A 16,191-nucleotide genomic window follows, 5' to 3' on the forward strand; every position below is an offset into this window, starting at 1 on the left:
GATGAACAGAATGAAAACGGACAATAACGGTTATGCCTCTTTTCACGACTGGTTGGCCCGGCTTAAGCAAGGAATGCCATCATCTTCAGCACATCCGCTTTCACCGGGTTGTACCAATCGTTAAGATTCTTTATGTTTGGGGAGGACGGACCGGTTAGCCTTGCACCATCAAGCTTGCGATCTCTCCTCTCGTCGAGTCGGGACCGACCTGAATGCGGAACTCGCCGGGCTCCACCACCGGCTTCAGGTCAAGGCCGATCAATTCCAGCTGCTCGCTGCCGATGGTGAACGTTACTTCCTGCGTCTCCCCGGCCTTCAGGAACACCTTGCGGAACCCTTTCAACGCCTTCTCGGGACGGGTAACGGAGGCGGCCAGATCCGAGACATACAGCTGAACGACTTCCGCGCCGTCCCGTGCTCCCGCGTTGGTCACGTCGATCCGGACCGTGGCTTGGCCGCCTATGGGGACGACGGCCGGCTCGACCGTCAGACGGCCGTAGCGGAATTCCGTATAGCTTAAGCCGAAGCCGAACGGATACCGCGGCGCAAGATCCGTCTCCAGATAACGCTTGCCCCGGGTCCGTCTGGCATTGTAAGGGATCGGCAGCTGGCCAACCTCCTTCGGAATGGACAGCGGCAGACGGCCGGACGGGTTGATATCGCCAAACAGCATGTCCGCGATCGCGTTGCCTCCCTCCTGACCGGGATACCAAGCTTCGATGATCGCCGGAATAAACTCGTCGATCCACGGCTCCGTAATCGGCCGTCCGTTGATATAAACGACGATCACCGGCTTGCCGAGCTTATGGAGCTCCTGCAGCAGCTCCAGCTGCACGCCCATCAGCGTCAGGGTCGAGCGGTCAATCCCTTCCCCGCATTCCATATCGCTCCCGGCATCCCCGCTCACGACCGAGGCACCGGTTCTCAGATCAATGGTGCCCTCCCCGAAATCCCGTGCGCTGGAGCCGCCAAGCACCATCACGATGACATCAGCTTGCTCGGCGCACGCCAGCGCCCGAGGGAAGCCTTCCCTTGAATTGCCTTGAATGCGACAGCCCGGGGCATACAGAACGCGGCTGTCTCCCAGCCGTCGGCGGATGCCGTTCAGCACCGTTACGATCTGCCCCGGCGGCTGAGGGGAGGTATAATCGCCAAGCTGATGGTACGGCGCATGGGCGTTGGGGCCAATGACGGCAATGGTTCCGCTGCTCGTATCCAGGGGCAGCAGGTTCCCCTCGTTCTTCAGGAGCACGATGCCTTCAGCCGCAGCCTGGTAGGCCAGTGCGATATGCTCTTTGCAGCCGATGACCTGCTCTGCCCAGGCTGGATTCACATAAGGCCGATCGAAGAGACCCAGACGAAACTTCAGTTCCAACACGCGGCCGGCTGCCTGATTCAGATCGTTCTCGGTGATCAGCCCTTGCTCCAGCGCTTGGTGAAGATGTGCCCGGAACATGGTCCCGGACATCTCCATGTCGACACCAGCCTTCAGCGACTGGGCTGCCGCTTCCATGCCGGTTCCGGCCGTATTGTGACCGCATGCCAACATATCGATAGCGCCGCAATCGGTAATGACGAAGCCGCCAAAACCCCACGCCTCGCGAAGAACGTCTTGCAGCAGGTACCGACTGGACGTGCAAGGGACTCCGTCGATTTCGTTATAGGCCGTCATGACCGACAAGGCACCCGCTTCAACGGCCTTGCGGAACGGCAGCAGATCGATTTCGTGAAGCTCCCGAAGCCCCATGTGAACGGGGGCTCCGTTGCGTCCCCCTTCGGAAGCGCCGTACCCTGCGAAATGCTTCAGCGTAGCCAGCAGGCTGGTATGCGAATCAAGGCGTTCGCCTTGCAGTCCCTGCACGGCGGCAACCGCGAATTCGGCCACCAAATGGGGGTCTTCGCCGAACGTTTCTTCGGTACGGCCCCAGTGGGGATCGCGTACCACATCCAACACCGGCGAATAGGTGGCCGCTCCCCCCTGAGCTCTTGTCTCGGCGGCAACGGCCCGGCTTATTCTGCGGAACAGCTCCGTGTTCCAGGTGCTGCCGATGGTGAGCGGTACGGGAAACACCGTTGCCCCGATTGCCATATGTCCGTGGGAGCATTCTTCCCCGAACAGAATCGGAACCCCTAGCCTCGAGTGCTCCATCGCGTAACGCTGAATCGCATTAACCGCTTCCGCCCCTTCCCGCGGGGACAGTCCGTTTGCCAGCGTCACCCCGGTCCACGGATCGGCCCGCAGCGTACCGTACAAAGAACCGATTCCTCCCTCCGCAAGCTGCGACTTGAATTCCTCGGTAAGCTTGATCGTACCGTCGTCGTTCCTTATGTAAGCCTTCCAGCCGAACGGCTGGATCAGCTGTCCGATTTTCTCCTCCGCCGTCATCCGCTCCAGCAAGTCCTCGACCCGCCGCGAAACCGGCCATGCAGCATCCTTGTAGTCCATAGCGCGCACACCCTTTCTTTTTGTTAAAAGCGTTCAAATGGATGACATGCTAACCGTTAATTGGAATGTTCCCACATCCTATTGGGGCTCTGGTTTAGGCTCTTCCCCATCGGATTCAAACGCCACATAGCCCAAGCAGCAGCCCTTCCGACGTTCCCGATGGAAGAAAAAGGTTCCCCGGCACGATCCGATCGGCCGGAGAACCTCCCTCTATGCGTATCGTGCAGAAGGCGACGCCGCACCGTGACTATCCAGGTCAACAGCAAGAACCCTCTTCCAACCGTTTGAGAGGCGAGTACGCCTCAAGATGGTTGGCTCTGCCGGATCCGTACCTCCTCCGGCCGGTATACGGTCCGCACTTGTCCCCCGGCATCGGTCGTAAACATCACGGTCCGCTCCCGTTCCAATTCGAAGGCGTAGACCGTCCCGGATGCCGGGTCCTTTACCTCAACTTCTGAGCTTGCCCCATGCTCGGAGACGAAAATGTACAAGCTTCCCTGCCCGAACGCCAGCTTGCGGCCGTAGATCCCGGGCAGCTCGCCTCCCTTCAGCCATTCCAGCTCCGACGAAACGGCTGCGGAGCGGATAGCTTCCGCGTACAGCGCCTGGATCGGCTCCCAGCGCTCGTTCATTTCGACCGGAAGCGGGCACCAGATGAACCGTCCCGAACCCAAGGTCACCGTGACGGGCTCTAGCGTCCCATCCAACCGGCCCGCCGGACGATCCACCGCCAGCGCGTTAATCTTCCGTTCGCCGAACGAAACGGCGAAAGGCTCTCCCGCCAGCTCCAGCGTTTCTTCCCGCAGAACGTTAGCATGGATGGTTTCGCCGATCTCCTGCTGCAGGCGATTCGGTGCCGGCCCCCAATACGCGTCGGTCCGAAGCGGGCCTGTCCACAAGATCGTGCTCCCTTCCTTTGCCAAGTCGAGGAGCTGGGCAAACGCGGCATCGTCGAAATTATGCGGGCTCGGCACGATGATCAGTTTGGCCGGATAGCGCTTTAAGTCCCCCAGCTGGTATTCACCGATGCCTCGCGGATGGACGTTCATGCCGAACGTCAACGCACGCATGGCCCTCGTCGTCGCTTCGTAGGCCAGCTTCCGGCTGGAAAAATCATTCGAATACGGGTAAACGACGGCGATATCCTCAAGCTGACGTTCATCGTCGAACAAGCCGGCTGCTTCCTTCATGAAGCGGCCGAAGTCATAGGACACATCGGCTTCGGGCTTCTGCGTTCCGTCCGCCCGAAGCGCCCCGATGTTGGATTCGTTGGCATTATCCATGAAGTAGTTAATATTCCAAATCCACTGCACGGCACCCGCGCCCCCGGTCGAAAACGAATACGCGTACTTCCGCTCCAGGATGCTGCGAAGCTCTTCCTCCGTCCGCTTGGCAATGCCATCCGGACGCTGCACGTGCATGATGCCCGTCTCCTGGATCAGATTCGGCTTGTCCGGCGTTTTCGTAAATATGCCGTCCCAAGCCAGGTGATCGTTCTGCCACCAGGAGTGGACCGTCGTGTAATCGACGGCGGGGCCGTAGAACGAAGGCGACGGGCGCTGGGAGCAGATGCCCTCATCCTGCCCGACCGTTACCAGCTGGCTGGGATCGGAGCGGCGAATGGTGCCGATGAGCTCGGACGCCCACCGATTATGCATGTCCATGGTGAACAGCGTGAAATCAATCCACGGTCCCCACTTCTTCGGCTGCAGCACGCTGTTGAACAGCTTGTCGTCCGGACTCGGCGTAGGCGCCGACTCGAATGAAGGAAGCTCGCCCGGCGTCATGTTCCAGCGCTCCTGAAGCAGTTCAAGATCCTCCCCGTGGCGCTGCCGGAGCCACTCGGCCCAGGCCTGCCGCTCGAACCGGTCCCCTATCGATACCGGCCCCTCGAAGATTCGCTTCGGATCGAACAGCGAAGGCTCGTTGATCAGGTCCCAATGCACGTTGGTCGTGCCCCTGTGACGTCCCACGATGGAGGCGACGAAGCGCTTTTGCGCTTCCACCGATCGCGGATCCAGGTAGGGGTTCACGCCTTCCCAGGCTTCGGGCGCAAACGAGAAGAACGTGAATGTCACTTCCAGCTCATGCCGTTTGGCTGTCAGGATAAAGGCATCGATCGCCCGCATGACGTCCTCGGCCGCATGGCCGTCGGCAAACATGATCATCCGGTATCCCGTCCATATGCCCGTCCGGATCAGGTTGATCCCTGCCCGCTTCATCTCCGCCATATCCGCATCCCAACGCTGCACGTTCGGCAGATGGAGAAATTTGCGCGCGACGTCGGAGGTCATGTACGTCATGCCAACGATCGGAACCGTCCGCCCGCCGCGGCGGAAGTAATCGCGCCCACATTCCAGCCGCTCTCCCGCCTGCAGCAGCGGACGGTCGACGCCCCATACCGCTTGGGTCAGGTTGCGGCGCTCCCCGGATTCGGACTCGGCTTCGCAAACGATCCGGTACAAGCCCGCTTCTAGCCGTACCGGAACGGACAAGCGAAGCTGCTGCAGATCCCGCTGTTCCATGCCGGCTTCCGGCTTCTCGTGTCCGGACCAGACGGTCTCGCCGTCGTCTTCCTTGATAAGGCTCACCGCAAAATGCCAGGTCTGCGCCGGGGCGGACGTCCGGGACAGCCTCTGCAGTTGGATCGTCAACCGCATCTGCTCGCCCGGCTCGTAGGAGGCATAGTTCGGCTTCAGCCACAGCTCCGTCACGCCTGTTCCCGCGTATTCGGCCAGATCCTCCAGGACGTCCATCCCTTTCGTCTCCCAGAACGATGCCCTCAGCTGCTGGTTGATCAGAATCCAGCGGCCCCCGGCGTAATCGCCCTTATGCTGCTCCAGCATGACAACCGGAGCGGACCGCTCGCGTCGATCACGGTCCACGCCGATCAGCAGCGGTGAGATGACGGCGTCCATCGGACCGCATGCCCCCATCTCGGCCGGAATGTCGCTCGCTTTGGTCGGGTGCAGCGTCAAGCCCCAGGTCGGCTCTATGCCGAACAAATCCTCATATCCCTGCAGGATCGGGTATTCGGCGGATGCCTTCAGCTCCCGGACGCGCGACACGTCAACCGCCAGTGCATCATGGATATCCATTCGCTGATGATAAGCCAGCTGCTCGCGTTCGGCATGCCAGCTTCCGTTCAGCTCTCGAACCGGCCTGCGGAAAGGCACGCCCCCGGCATGAACCAGACCGCCGCCGGCCTTCAGGTGGCCTTCGATGGCCGCCCAAGCCGCTTTCGGGAAGTACGGCCCGTGTAGATGAATCAGAGCGTCCCAGACGCCTTCCGTCAGCCGCATAGCCACCTCCGCAGCACCGGCGATCTCCGCCCAGCCCCGCAATTGCTCCAGTGCCTCTGCAGATGGGCGTTCACCTTCGTAAGGAAAATGCTCGTCGTAAAATACCAGCTTTCTCATCGCTTACTCCTTTCTCGCCCGCGGCTGGCCGTCGACGTATACGGATGTTCCGCGCGTTCGGGCCCAGTCGGCGATCCGGGAAGGGTCGCCGGTCCAGAGGCGGTCCACTCCCCATTGATTGGTCTGCGGCCGTTCCTCGCATTCGATGCGGATGACCGGGAACAGCTCGGTCGGACGTTCCCGCGGCAGCCCTTCGATCCACAGCACATCGCCCTCCTGTCGGAACGACAGCTCCTGTCCCGTTGTCAGCAGCGTCACCCGTGATACCGGCGTCACCAGATCCGCCAGCCTCAGCACCGGCCTCCCATCCCAGAAGCGGATGATGAGATACAACTTGTTGTCTTTCATCGTCTGCCGCCCGTAGGTGATGAACTCTGTGAGGTTCCCGCCGTCGGAGCCGTAGATGGCCTCGCCGTGAACGTCCAGCCACTCCCCGATCTTCAGCGCCCGCTCCACGAAGGCCGGCGGAAGCTGCCCGTCGGGCTGCGGTCCGACGTTAAGCAGCAAATTGCCGCCTACGGTGCCCCCTTTTTCCGCGCACTCGCACAGCATGTCGAGCAGGACGTCTGCCGGACGCCATCGTTCGCCGTTCGTGTACCCCCACAACCTCCACGTGGTGACCTGGCTGGATTCCCACAGCCGCTTCTGATCCGGGACGATGACATGCTCCGGCGAACCGAAGTCGCCCAGCACCTCGGAATCGCCCGAGCCGCCGCCGCCGTCCGCATGCAGCTTCTCCTCCTCGGACAATCCAAGACGGTTGTTGACCAGGATGTCCGGCTGAATTGACTTCATCCGTTCCACCAGATTGATGCTGTCCAGGTCCTCCGCGGTTCGCGGCCAAACCCCGTCAAAAAAGAAATGGTCGATGCGCCCGTATTTCGTGACCAGCTCTTCCACCTGGGCATGCAAATACTGCTTCATCGTATCCCAGCCCTCCGGGTCCTTCTCCGGTCCGTCGAAGTATGCCGGAATCCGCCAATCGATCCAGGAGTAATATAAGCCGACCCGAAGTCCTTGTGCCCGGAACGCATCGGTAAATTCGCGCACCAGATCCCTGCCAGGCGCCTGCCTTGCGCTGGAATAATCCGTTGTGGCCGTATCCCACAAGCAATAACCGTCATGATGCCTTGTCGTCAAACAGGCATATTTCATGCCCGCCTTGCGCGCCGTGTATGCCCACAGCTCGGCGTCAAAGAACACCGGATTCCACTCGCAGGCTTTCCGCGCGTATTCGGCCTGGTCTAAATGCTCCCGGAACAGAACCTGCTCGCCCCGCCCGTATTGGGCATAAGGCCCGAAATGAATAAACATGCCGTACCGGCTTTCCGTAAACCATTGCCAGCCTTCCCGGATGGCTTGTGATTGCTTGTTCATTGAACAACGTCCTCCTTATGCTGCTCCGCTCTTATTGTGCGGTCAGCCTTGATCGTAATTGTCGTTTCTAGATCCAAGAGAAGCCTCGAGGCTTCGTATGACCTTTACTCTAGCCCGGGAATCCCTGTCTTGAACACTTTACTTTTGAGAGAAAACTTCGAATTTAGCTAATATCGGAGAATTGAAGCCGTAAGGCGGCGCCATGATCACTCCTGAATCCCCTTAGACTCGACTCGAAATTCCACACGACCTTCTTCATGGCTAAAGCAAGAAAAAAAGCAATTCCTTCCCGGCACTGGCCGGGAGGAATTGCCCTGTCTAAATATCATGTTCATTGCCGCTGATCGCACCTGAGCTTACGATTGACCGGCTCTCCATTCATCGAATTGCCGTTTGTATTCCGCCACGACTTCATCCAGACCGGCGGACTTCATTGCAGCCAGCATTTTATCGTAGGCGTCCTCGTATTTCACGACCCCGTGCATGACCGGATAAACGCTGGTCTTCAGCTCGGCAATGCAGTTAGCGTACTGCGATGCTACGTTGGTCGGATCGAAGGTAAAGCCGATTGTGATGCTGTTCACGGCATCGTCCGCAACCGTCGTACGGCGCTCCAGTCGAGCAGGATCCGTATTCGTCGGGTAACGGTTCATCTCGACGTGGCCGAGCAGCCAGTACGGAAGCTCATAAGCCGGGGAACCGTTCTCGTTCTTGGCCAGATAATCTTTCGTATTCTTGCCGGTATCCTTCCAATGCACGTCCTTCACGCCGCTTTGTACGAGATCCATGTTCTCCTGGCTGCTGTACACCCAATTCAAAAATTGAATGCCGGCCTCCGGATGCGGAGACGTGGCCGAGATCCCGTTGGAATTCCGGATCGCGTAGGATCTAAACTTCGGCTGGTCGGCCAAATAGTAAATATCCAGCTTCGCGTCCGGGAATGACTGAAGAATAGCGTCGCTCAAGCCGACGTCGCCCGGTCGATACAGATAACGTCCGGCCAGCTCCTCCTGATTAATGACTTCCGTCGGCGTTGTGAGCAGATCGCTCATGATCAGCCCGCGCTTGTATGCCTCATTCATGTACAACACATCTTTTTTAAACTCCTCGGTTTCAAACCAGGACTTCACGTTCCCCTGCTGATCGATGTAAATCATGTTGTCCGCCACGGTAAACGGATAGGTGTCGTACGTCGTATGCAGGAAGTAGGCAGGCTCCTCCAGCATCTTGATATACACGTTCTTGTTGTCCTGCGGCCAGTTCTTCTGCAGCGTCTCGGCTGCATCGAGCAGTTCCTCCGGCGATGTCGGAGGTTTCAAGCCATTGGCTTCGAGCAGATCGGTGCGGATCGTGAACATGCCGTCGTTATAAGCGGTATCCGCCCAGAAATTCGGCACGTACGTGATCTTGCCGTTGATTTTCGACGATTCCCAGATCCAGTCCGGCATGGAAGCCTTCAGCTCGCTGCCGTATTGATCCAGCAAATCGTCGATCGGAATGATCCCGCCGCTGCCGGCAAGCACCGTCGGTCCCTTTGTATCGTGCATGATGGCAATCAGCTCGAATTCCTCGCCCGTTGACATCATGAGGTTGGTCTTCTGATCCCATACGTCCCATGCAATGTACGTCGGTTCGTAGGTGAGGTTCAGACCATCGGCCTCAAGCTTTTCGTTGATTGCTTTGACCGCCGACTCCAGATCCTGCGGCGCGGAGCCCGGAAGCAAATACCGGACCGGCAGCTTGTCCCCGCCGCCGTTCTCCCCGCTCGCCGATCCGCTCTCACCGTCGGTGTCGCCTCCGCCGGAGCAGCCCGCGATCACCGTAACCATGAATATCGCGGCCAACCATAGTGCTAGCGCTTTCCTTTTTTTCATGCGTGTCTCCCCCTGTCTTCATTTGGTTTGGTCATGCGGTACGATTCCTATCTTAAGGAGACATTAGGGATGACGTATACTTCAAAATGATTGTTTTCGCCATTTTAAAACACTGAAAATGCCTGTCACTGCGCCTTTTTCGTCTCGATCGCATGCTGGCTGCGGAACTGGGCCGGCGAGATCTGGTAGTGCTTTTTAAAAAGCGTGTAGAAATAGGTCGTATTCAGAATGCCCACCTGCTCGCTGATCGATTGAACCGACTCTTCGGTACTTGCGAGAAGCTCCCGCGCCTTCTCCAGACGAACGGCATTCAGATAATCGTTGAACGACAGCTCGCAATGCGCCTTGAACAGCTTGCCGACATAGCTGCGGGACAGCTTCACCTCGCCAGCAACCTGCTCGAGCGACATATCCGGCCTTGCATAATGCTTGCGTACGTACATCTGGATAAAATCAACCACCTCCGCATGCCGGACCGCTCCCGATTCCTCGGACAGGCTGCAGAGTCTAAGGGCGAGATCCTTCAGGGCATCCTCGGTTTCCTGCAGCGTCTGAAAGCGCGTAATTCGCCGCGTAAAGTCGAGGAAGAGATCTGCGCTTTCCCGATTTTTCACCGTATGGACATTGAGCTGCTTGTACAGGCCGCCGATAAACTGGTTGATGAAAAACATGACTTCATGGTAGTTGTACTCGCGAATCTCCTTGATCCACTGATCGATTTCCTTCTCCAGTTTATCCCGCTGCTGCAGCTTGATGGCCTCGATAATGCGCTTCTCCCGCTTGTCCGGATACTGCGCCTCGGAATGCTCCACCTCCGCGGTGATGACCGGATCGCCATGGAGCATCTTTCCCTTGCCTTCGAAGAAACGCTGCTGGAAGCAGGACTGCGCGCAATCGAACGATTCGCGCAGCTCCTCGTATGTCTGCGCTCCCGTTCCGATGCCGACGGTGACGGACACGCGGAGCGTGCGGAGCAGCTCGCCCTGCAGCTCCTCCAGCATGCCCAATACATGGAGCGGAGGCCGGTTCTGCTTCATAGGAAGAATGATCGCCACGGTCCCGTCCCCCACCGTTGCCACGCTCGCTCCCTCCGGCTCCAGCATCTGCTGGGCCGCCCGGGCAACGGCTGCGCAGGAATACGATTGCAGCTCCTCGTCCTCGCCGCCGGGCGAGCCGTCCTGACTATCAAGCAAGAGAGCCGCCGCCAGGAAATAGGGTCCCTTGCCTTCCCCGACCAAACGGCGGAATGCCGTCTCGTCTCCTCCCTTGAGCAGCTGCAAAACATGGGCTTGGCGTGCAGCGGAAGCCGCGGACTCCATCGACTTCATTTTCTCCGTCATTTCGGCGTAGGTTGTGTCCAATATCGCAAATTCGTTGATCTGCCGACGGTCCTTCATCTTTGGAATGGCGCTCATTTTCTCCAGCAGATGGCGGATCGGGTTGTATGCATGATGCGTCAGCCAGATCGATAAAAACATGCTGACGGCGAAGCAGGCCATAGCGAGAACCAGTGCTGACGTTCGGAGGGCCTGCATGTTGAACAGCAGATTTTGATATTGGCTTACGCTGATATACGTCCAGTTCATATCCTTGGATTTGACGTAGGTGACGAGGCTCTTGCGACCGTCAATGGAGCGGGTGAAATAACCGCTCTCTGCATCCGATGCCAAAATGGACTGGACATAGGATTCCTGTGATATATCCTCCATGAACCGGGACCGATCCGAATGGGTGATGATGGTTCCCTTGTCGTCAATGACATGCAGCGAATCCACCGCTTCGTTGCGGTAGCCTCCGATCAGATCCTGGATGGTGTCGATGCTCATGTTGATCACGATCGCGCCCTTGGAGCTTAACGGCGAATAATAGCTCGGAAGGAGGACGAAGGTAAGGACGTCTTCGCTCCGGTTCGCCGAAGTGGCGGAAGAGATCTTGCGCGGGAACAGGTGAAAATAAGATGTATTCTTGCTGTTGATCTCCTCCAGCAGCGCCTTCTCCTGCTCCTTGGTAATCCCCTTCGTATTCAAATACGTATTATTCGAGCCGTTATAGATCCCGATCGAATGGATGAACGGGTATGTGGACTGGACTCGGTTAAGGGTGCCAAACACGCCATACTGTTTCACCGGATCGGCCTCTTTGTCCAACAGGGCGTTCACGATCTCCTTGTCGCTGAGCAGAAGGTTGCCCACGTTATACACCTGGTCGCGGATGACACTGGATACGGCGCTGTTTTGCTTCAGCATCGACTCGGATATTTTCCCTACCTCCTTCGCGGTGCTCCAGGAGAACATCATGTACAGGACGACGGTTACGAGGGCAATCATGGCTGCCGTGAGCAAAACAAAGCTGAGAAACATATTTCGATACACTGCATAACGGAATAATCGCTGCCGGATCATATTCTCCCTCCTTGCCATTTGGTCTGTATCGTTAAACTGAAATCTTCATTGTTCTTGAATATTACTAACATTATATGTAATCTATATGTTAATTTAATAGTATTTCCTAGCGATCCGATCACTTGGAACGGATTCATATTTTACTCTCATCTTACATTTGCTCAGGGCATTCATCAATATGAAAACGCATTCTTTATTTTCCTCTCCCATCTTTCCTTCATAGACTTCATCGGCTAAACCCCTTATAAAACAAAGGTTTTTGGGCCTTTATTCAATCCGGACGACATGCTTCAAAATACTCAAATTCAAAGTTTTTTCCGTTTTTTAAAGCAGACGTTCCTCCCTTCAATCCGTTCAAACTCTATTTTCATAGTTTACTGCACGCGGCAACTCTCTTTACACTCGAATCAGAACTGCAGAGCTTGCAACCGCCATCACAAACGAAAGGACGTGCCTACCAATGAAAAAAAGCCGCTCTGGCTTCCTGCGCGAAATCCGCTCGAACGGATCCGCCTACCTGCTCGTCGTACCGGCTGCCATCTATACGCTGGTCTTCGGTTATTTCACGCTTCCCTACATGCTCATTGCGTTTCAGAAATTCAACTTCAAGACGGGACTCTTTAATTCCGCCTGGGTCGGCTTCGACAATTTCAAGTTCTTCTTCTCGTCGCCCCGGGCGTGGGAGGTCACCTTCAACACCTTGAAGCTCAATTTTCTATTCATCATCGTCGGCACGCTCGCAGCCATGGCGCTGGCCATTCTGTTCAATGAGCTCCGCAGCCGCTGGTTCTCGAGGGTGACCCAATCCACGATTTTGTTCCCGCATTTCTTATCCTGGGTCATCGTCAGCTACATCATCTACAGCTTGCTGTCGACCGACTACGGTATTCTGAACCGGATCCTGGCGTTCTTCCATGTCGATCCCGTCAACTGGTATGCCTCTCCGCAATACTGGACGTGGATTCTTACGACCGCGGCGGTCTGGAAGGACCTCGGGATGAACCTCGTTATCTATCTGGCGGCCATTACGGGGATTGATGACAGTTATTACGAAGCCGGCCGGATCGACGGCGCTACCCGCTGGCAGCTCATCCGGCATATCACCATTCCGCTCATGCTGCCGACCATATCCATCCTGACCCTGCTGGCCTTGGGCAAAATCATGTACGGCAGCTTCGACATGATCTATGCCATCGTGAAGGACAACGGGCTGCTCTATCCGACCGTCGACGTCATCGACACATATGTGTTCCGTTCCCTCCGCACCATTGGGAATCCGGCACAGGCAATGGCCGTTGGTCTATATCAATCCGTGGTCGGCTTTATTCTCGTATGGGGCAGTAACAAAATCGTGAAAAAGGTGAATCCGGACCATGCCTTGTTCTAAAGTGAGCCGGAACCATTCGGAAAGGAGCGAAACTTAGATGACGTCCAGACCTAAATTTTTCGACGCCGTGAATGCAGCACTGATCGGCATCATCTCCATTCTCTGCATCCTGCCGATGCTGCTCGTGCTCATGGTGTCCTTCACGGATGAAGCCAGCATTAAACAATTTGGCTACCAGCTGTTTCCGACCGAGCTGTCGCTGGATGCCTACAAGCTGCTCCTGTTCGGCAGCACGCCGCTGTACCGAAGTTACATGATCTCGATCCTCGTAACGGTCGTCGGCACGATCCTTGCGGTCACCATTACATCTATGGCCGGATATACACTGGCCGCCAAGCATATCCGTTACCGCAACAGGCTCGGACTGTTCTTTTTCATTACGATGGTGTTTAACACGGGCCTGGTTCCCTGGTACCTGATCAATCTCAATCTCGGCATGAACAACACGATCTGGGCCTTGATCATTCCGTCCCTGGTGTTCAACCCGTTCAACCTGTTTCTTGTGCGTAACTACATGTCCCAAATTCCGCCTTCCCTGACGGAGGCGGCCAAAATCGACGGCGCAAGCGACTTCTATATCGCGTTTCGAATCTTCTTTCCGCTATGCATGCCCGTCCTGGCCACGATTACGCTGTTCTACGGCATTGCCTACTGGAACAACTGGTTCAACGCCATCATGCTGGTGGACAACGAGAAGCTGTATCCCCTTCAGTACCTGCTGTTTAAGCTGAACTCCGAGATCAGCATGATCCAACAGATGCAGAGCAGCGGAGCCATCCTCGGCACCCAGACGCTACCTCAGGAATCGGTGAAGATGGCCACCGCCATACTGACGATCGGCCCGGTGGTGCTGTTCTATCCGTTCCTACAGCGGTATTTCATCAAAGGGCTGTTGATTGGCTCTTTGAAGGAGTAGGGGGTTTCATCCACATGCAAGGGTCTTTAGGACATGAGCAGGGGATCAGGCTTTACCGAAAACAAAGAGGCTAGCCGATTTCACGGTTAGCCTCTTTGTTTATATGCTGGAAGTCTTTATGGATAAAACTTCTGCCGCTTCGGATGGAACATCGTCAACGGGGTTCGTTAGCGCAACCCTAATGTTGCATTAGGGTTAAACGGTAACCGGTCTTTGAAGAACAGGATGAATACTAAAACGCCCGGCTTTTGACTTCTCCTTGATAAGCCAATGCATCCATGGCCCTTAATCGCTGAACTTCGCTTAGCTCCGACAACTCGACCCATTTATACTCCGAATGCTCGGCGCTAAGGATAATTTCCGCCTGAGGCGGGATCGAACAACGAAAAATGCCGACCTGTGCATTGATGTGGCTGTGGTAATAAAATCCGGTCAAGACCGCATCTTGTATGGTGAGGCCCAGTTCTTCGCGACATTCACGAAAAATCGCTTCATGGATCGTTTCACCGGGATCCACCCCGCCTCCGGGCAAACTCCACCCCTTGTTCCCATAGGTTCGTTTTAATAAGAGCAGCTTGCCGTCGGCATTCGATATGATGGCATGCACACCAAATCTGTACGTGTCATGAAATCCCAACATTCATCCTCCCCATCCTGTCATTAAAATGCTTATCGGCTAACGCAAGCGCTCCTTCATTTCCTCCAGTACAATTCCCCACCATGAAGAGGAAAGGACGGTAGTAAGGTCCATGTCTTTCAGTTCCAGATGGCACGCAAACTTGAACCTATTGTGATAAAGTGCGATTTATAGATATTCGCCGAAATAATACTGAAGCATATCCCGGGAATACCCGTCGCTTCCTTGCCACTCCGACATCGAGAAAAAATCGTCGTTTCTCCTCGGACGCGTGCGAGGCGTATCCTGCGGAACCAGCACGCCGGCATATCCCCAAACTTCCATGAGCACGTCTCGTTCATGCTTGCTTGAAGGCAAAACATCCTTCCAGCGCTTCTCCAAATGACGGGGGCTTTCTTGTTCGGTACAGTCTTCAACGGCTTCTATCAGACCCCGCAGGATGTCGATATCTTCATCATCCACCGTTAAGCTCTCCTCATGGCTCAACAGCTCCAGATCAAGCCAGCAGTAGAGCAGGTGATTCAAGCGGATGCCTCCCCATTTGATCCGTTCGAAATTAAGCACATTCAAGTCGGCATTCATATAATCCCGGTCGGACTGCAGCCCCGCGTGATTGCGATCCCTGCAGCTGCTGTAGTTCGGCACGGCCGAGCGCCGCTCTTCGTACGAATGAAGAGGCAGGCGCGAGGTCAGCGCCCAGCTGGAGAGCGCGCTTCGCAAATGGACCTGTTTCGTGGACAAGCTGTGCAGAAAAGCAGCTGCTACCTTTTCTTTTGTAACCGTCTGATGCAGGCAGTACAGCCGCTGGACCAGTTCATCATGGCCGATTGTAATAGGATCAAACATCATCCCCATGCTTTTCGCATATTCAAAATCCTCCCCAACGAACGGCAAAGGACTGCTTTTCCAGCCGCTGGATGACCAGAACGTTTGAAGTAAAACCTTTTTCGCCTTTTTGTCCACAGCTTCTCTCACTTCCCATTATTTTGTTGTCCCTATCATATCAAAATAAGCAAAAGATTTATTTAAATCCTTCGATAATTTCATTTATTTGTTTAATATGTCTTTGTTCATGCAAGTACAGTGATTTAACCCATTCAATTAATAACATCTCTTTAAAGACGGGGTGGGTGAAATGTCTTCTGCACGGACGGGTCTTCTAATGAATGGAGCAGTTCCGTTAGCTTCTCTCTTGAATGATGCAGTTTCTCGACAATTTCTATATTTTCAAAAATCTCATCCGACGGTTTAGCAATGTCAGGAGCTTCTAACCTTTGATTTCTGTCAAGCAGTAACTCCAACGGTTTATTATCTGTGAATGAGTCTTCTTTGCTCTTTAATCCTCTCGTTATTGCCACGACATATAATTCCTCTGTCTTCGATAAGTGTTGGCAGATCTGACTGATACTCCAGCTGTCCGAGTCTTTCTTCTGGTTTAATTGATCTCCGCTCAATCCATTAAGGATTCCAAGTAATTCGTCTCTTGTTTCTTTTAACTTTTGATTGATTTCTTGAAGTTCCATGGAGAAAACACTCCCTTTCCTTGATCAAAAGAATCCAAAATTTCATATAACATCCTTGAAATCACAAAAAGCGCCCCAGCCTTAGATAGCATTGATCTTAGGCTGGGGCGCTTGCCGCCTGCTTATTCCATGATTATACATCTGATGACCGAAGGACGTAAGCCACAAAGTGGTTGAAAAAATTTTCATGTCTCTAACATATTCTTCTTC

10 protein-coding genes are annotated in these 16,191 nt (G+C 55.3%); 2 read left to right on the forward strand and 8 right to left on the reverse strand.

Going from position 1 to position 16,191, the window contains the following annotated elements; genetic code table 11:
* Positions 1-154 precede the first annotated feature (154 nt).
* From PLA01S_RS07600 to PLA01S_RS07620, 5 genes are all read right to left on the reverse strand, one after another.
* Positions 155-2,446 carry a glycoside hydrolase family 3 N-terminal domain-containing protein gene (locus PLA01S_RS07600; RefSeq protein ID WP_127591314.1) on the reverse strand — a complete coding sequence of 764 codons (2,292 nt, stop codon included), beginning with the start codon at positions 2,444-2,446 and terminating at the stop codon, positions 155-157.
* A 302-nt stretch (positions 2,447-2,748) separates the two neighbouring features.
* Positions 2,749-5,865: an alpha-amylase family protein gene (locus tag PLA01S_RS07605; protein WP_127591316.1), complete on the reverse strand. Its 3,117-nt coding sequence runs from the start codon at positions 5,863-5,865 to the stop codon at positions 2,749-2,751.
* Between the two features lie 3 nt (positions 5,866-5,868).
* Positions 5,869-7,242 carry an alpha-L-fucosidase gene (locus PLA01S_RS07610; protein ID WP_127591318.1) on the reverse strand — a complete coding sequence of 458 codons (1,374 nt, stop codon included), beginning with the start codon at positions 7,240-7,242 and terminating at the stop codon, positions 5,869-5,871.
* Between the two features lie 356 nt (positions 7,243-7,598).
* A complete protein-coding gene (locus PLA01S_RS07615; protein ID WP_127591320.1) occupies positions 7,599-9,116 on the reverse strand; it encodes an extracellular solute-binding protein in 1,518 nt (505 codons plus the stop codon).
* 125 nt (positions 9,117-9,241) lie between these two features.
* Positions 9,242-11,518, reverse strand: coding sequence for a helix-turn-helix domain-containing protein (locus tag PLA01S_RS07620; RefSeq protein WP_127591322.1), 2,277 nt, complete (start codon positions 11,516-11,518; stop codon positions 9,242-9,244).
* 460 nt (positions 11,519-11,978) lie between these two features.
* On the opposite strand from PLA01S_RS07620, the gene PLA01S_RS07625 reads away from it, so the two are divergent.
* Together PLA01S_RS07625 and PLA01S_RS07630 are read left to right on the forward strand one after the other, a co-directional pair.
* Positions 11,979-12,905 (forward strand): ABC transporter permease, encoded by a 927-nt coding sequence (locus tag PLA01S_RS07625; RefSeq protein ID WP_100538391.1) that lies wholly within the window; start codon positions 11,979-11,981, stop codon positions 12,903-12,905.
* Positions 12,906-12,942: 37 nt separating this feature from the next.
* Positions 12,943-13,821: a carbohydrate ABC transporter permease gene (locus PLA01S_RS07630; RefSeq protein WP_127591324.1), complete on the forward strand. Its 879-nt coding sequence runs from the start codon at positions 12,943-12,945 to the stop codon at positions 13,819-13,821.
* 232 nt (positions 13,822-14,053) lie between these two features.
* On the opposite strand, the gene PLA01S_RS07635 is transcribed toward PLA01S_RS07630, so the two are convergent.
* The 3 genes from PLA01S_RS07635 to PLA01S_RS07645 all read right to left on the reverse strand — a co-directional run bounded on the left by PLA01S_RS07635 (position 14,054) and on the right by PLA01S_RS07645 (position 15,981).
* Complete coding sequence (locus tag PLA01S_RS07635; protein ID WP_127591727.1) at positions 14,054-14,458, reverse strand: NUDIX hydrolase; 405 nt, start codon at positions 14,456-14,458, stop codon at positions 14,054-14,056.
* Between the two features lie 168 nt (positions 14,459-14,626).
* A complete protein-coding gene (locus PLA01S_RS07640; protein ID WP_127591326.1) occupies positions 14,627-15,421 on the reverse strand; it encodes a hypothetical protein in 795 nt (264 codons plus the stop codon).
* 152 nt (positions 15,422-15,573) lie between these two features.
* Entirely contained in the window at positions 15,574-15,981 is a 408-nt protein-coding gene (locus PLA01S_RS07645; RefSeq protein WP_246059386.1) for a DinB family protein, read from the reverse strand.
* Between the last annotated feature and the right edge of the window lie 210 nt (positions 15,982-16,191).

It is taken from the genome of Paenibacillus lautus NBRC 15380, from assembly GCF_004000945.1.
Lineage (GTDB): Bacteria > Bacillota > Bacilli > Paenibacillales > Paenibacillaceae > Paenibacillus_AQ > Paenibacillus_AQ lautus.

What these genes read in the sequence shown, in the direction of transcription:
- PLA01S_RS07605 (WP_127591316.1), bottom strand. Translation starts at nt 5,865, where the DNA reads ATGAGAAAGCTGGTATTTTACGACGAGCATTTTCCTTACGAAGGTGAA.
- PLA01S_RS07625 (WP_100538391.1), top strand. Translation starts at nt 11,979, where the DNA reads ATGAAAAAAAGCCGCTCTGGCTTCCTGCGCGAAATCCGCTCGAACGGA.
- PLA01S_RS07610 (WP_127591318.1), bottom strand. Translation starts at nt 7,242, where the DNA reads ATGAACAAGCAATCACAAGCCATCCGGGAAGGCTGGCAATGGTTTACG.
- PLA01S_RS07630 (WP_127591324.1), top strand. Translation starts at nt 12,943, where the DNA reads ATGACGTCCAGACCTAAATTTTTCGACGCCGTGAATGCAGCACTGATC.
- PLA01S_RS07600 (WP_127591314.1), bottom strand. Translation starts at nt 2,446, where the DNA reads ATGGACTACAAGGATGCTGCATGGCCGGTTTCGCGGCGGGTCGAGGAC.
- PLA01S_RS07615 (WP_127591320.1), bottom strand. Translation starts at nt 9,116, where the DNA reads ATGAAAAAAAGGAAAGCGCTAGCACTATGGTTGGCCGCGATATTCATG.
- PLA01S_RS07620 (WP_127591322.1), bottom strand. Translation starts at nt 11,518, where the DNA reads ATGATCCGGCAGCGATTATTCCGTTATGCAGTGTATCGAAATATGTTT.
- PLA01S_RS07645 (WP_246059386.1), bottom strand. Translation starts at nt 15,981, where the DNA reads ATGGAACTTCAAGAAATCAATCAAAAGTTAAAAGAAACAAGAGACGAA.